The following is a 2514-nucleotide window of genomic DNA, read 5'->3' as shown; positions in this document are numbered from 1 at the left end:
GTAAGCGTCCGCTGAACCCCACTTTTTCTAACTCATTAATACCGCGATAGTGTCCACTTAAATTTAAGTGGACACCTATTTATGGATTTAAAGACAGTTATAGACAGTGCACCAACGCTAAAAAAGCCCCGTCGAACCTTCACAGCTGAATTTAAACATCAACTTATTCAGCAATGCCAGCAGCCAGATACATCAGTGGCCAAGGTAGCAATGCAACATCAGATCAATGCCAATCTGCTACATAAATGGATTCGTCAGTCCAGATCAATGCCCCCTGCATTAAAAACCCCATCCATTCCACAGACTGACTTTCTTCCGGTCATTCTTCACCCGACTCCAGTCAAACAAGAAGCACCTCTACCACCTGTGCCAGAGAAGAAAGCTGTCGCTCATATCAGGATTCCATTACATGAGGCACCAAGTTCCGCAAGGGATCAGATGATCGAGATCGACTGGCCGGTGGAGTCAGTAACTGAATTACTGTTGCTGATCCAGGGTTTGACTCAATGATTCGTATTGATGAGATCTGGTTGTCTACCCAGCCGATGGACATGCGTGCAGGGATGGATACAGCCATGGCTCAGGTGCTGAGAGCCTTTGGCTACATCAAACCGCATTGCGCTTACCTGTTCTGTAATAAGCGTGGCCATCGTATGAAAGTGCTGGTGCATGATGGACTGGGTATCTGGCTGTGTGCCCGGCGGCTGGAACAGGGGAATTTCCACTGGGCTAAAGTTCACCAGGGTGAAAGTATGGCGATCAGCCCGGAGCAGTTACAGGCACTGATCCAGGGTTTGCCCTGGCAAAGAATCGGACTGCAGCAAGTGGTAACAATGCTCTAAACCAGGCTCATCCATTCTGCTATTCTCCAAACGTTCTATTTCCTCTGCATCATGACCTCAGGCATACTGTGGTCATGAATACGCTGCCTGATTTAAGCCAACTGACCCATGAACAACTGCTGGAATTTACCAGACAGTTGGCGATGCAGCATCAGTCTCTGGCACAATCTAAACAACAACTGGAACAATCAAATCAGCAATTAGATGCCAGAGTTCAACATCTTGAAGTCACCAATCAGCAATTAGATTCTAAAGTTCAACATCTTTCTATTCTCAATCAAAAATACGAGCATGAGCTTGCACTATTTAAACAGCATAAATTCGGCAGTAAAAACGAACATCTAACCGCAAAACAAATCCATCTCTGGGATGAAGCGGTTGAAGAAGATATTGCAGCGGTTGATCTGGAACTGGAACGACTGAATGCAGATAAAACCAATGCAGCTGCACAGAAAGCCCCAGTCAACAAACCTAAACGTCGGCTGTTGCCAGATCATCTACACACCCTCCGTATTGAGCATGAACCTGAATCAACACAATGCAGTTGTGGCTGTACCTTGCGTCGTATCGGTGAAGATGTCAGTGAAAAACTGAATTTCAGACCGGCACAGTTCTATAAGGAACAGCATGTGCGTGGTAAATGGGTCTGTGATCAGTGTGACACTCTGACTCAGCAAGCGATGCCAGCCTATGTGATTGATAAAGGCATTGCTTCACCTGAATTGCTTAGCCATGTGCTGGTGTCAAAGTATGCCGATCATTTGCCTTTGTACCGTCAACGTCAAATCTTTCTACGCGCAGGTGTTGATCTGTCTAGATCAACGTTATCTGACTGGATTGGCCGCTGTGGGGTGGAACTGGAACCTCTGGCCAATGCCTTAAAACAGGTGGTACTGCAACAGCAGGTGATCCATGCAGATGAAACACCGGTGACGGTCATGCAGATGGGTGAAAATGAGAAAAAGCCCAAAAAAGGTTATGTCTGGGCCTATGCCAGCACACAGTACAATCCAGTTCAGGCAGTGATCTATGACTTTCAAGATAGCCGTTCTGGCCAGCATGCTGAAGACTTCCTGAAAGGCTGGCAGGGTCATTTGGTCTGTGATGATTACAGTGGTTATAAAGCACGCTTTAGATCAGGTCAGGTCATTGAGGTGGGCTGCATGGCACATGCACGTCGTAAATTCCATGAACTACATGTGACCAAGAAAAGTCAGGTCGCTGAACAGGCATTAGTGCTGATTCAGAAATTATATGCGATAGAAGCAGAATTAAGAAAAAAGATGGATGGTACAGCGGAAGACCGCTGCGAATACCGACAACAGCATAGTCAACCGGTCATGCAACAACTATATGAATGGCTCAACCAACATCAGCTGACGGTGCCATCGAGTTCTCCAACCGCCCGGGCGATCAATTACAGCCTAAAACGTTGGACTGCTTTAAGCCGCTATCTGGATGATGGCAATCTACCCATTGACAATAATTGGATAGAGAACCAAATGCGTCCCTGGGCCTTGGGGCGTAAGAACTGGCTATTTGCAGGTTCGCTGCGCAGTGGTCAACGAGCTGCCAATATCATGACTTTAATCCAGTCAGCAAAGCTGAATGGCTTGGATCCGTATGCCTATTTAAGTGATGTGCTGAAAAGGTTGCCAACACATAAAGTGCC

Annotated in this window: 3 protein-coding genes; all 3 read left to right on the top strand. The window is 46.7% G+C overall.

Translation table 11 applies throughout. The features are described from left to right. Positions 1-81 precede the first annotated feature (81 nt). Positions 82-510, top strand: a complete 429-nt coding sequence (tnpA, locus tag NI465_RS16455) for an IS66-like element accessory protein TnpA (protein WP_000364662.1) — start codon at positions 82-84, stop codon at positions 508-510. Next, positions 507-842, top strand: coding sequence for an IS66 family insertion sequence element accessory protein TnpB (gene tnpB, locus NI465_RS16450; RefSeq protein WP_120752736.1), 336 nt, complete (start codon positions 507-509; stop codon positions 840-842). Before tnpA ends, tnpB begins: the two co-directional genes overlap by 4 nt. Positions 843-916: 74 nt before the next feature. Next, a partial coding sequence (locus tag NI465_RS16445; protein ID WP_253146001.1) for an IS66-like element ISAba17 family transposase occupies positions 917-2514 on the top strand: 1598 nt, incomplete at its 3' end.

It is taken from the genome of Acinetobacter lwoffii (assembly GCF_024129855.1).
Taxonomy (GTDB): domain Bacteria; phylum Pseudomonadota; class Gammaproteobacteria; order Pseudomonadales; family Moraxellaceae; genus Acinetobacter; species Acinetobacter lwoffii_L.
This window is presented reverse-complemented; position numbering and strand designations above follow the sequence as displayed.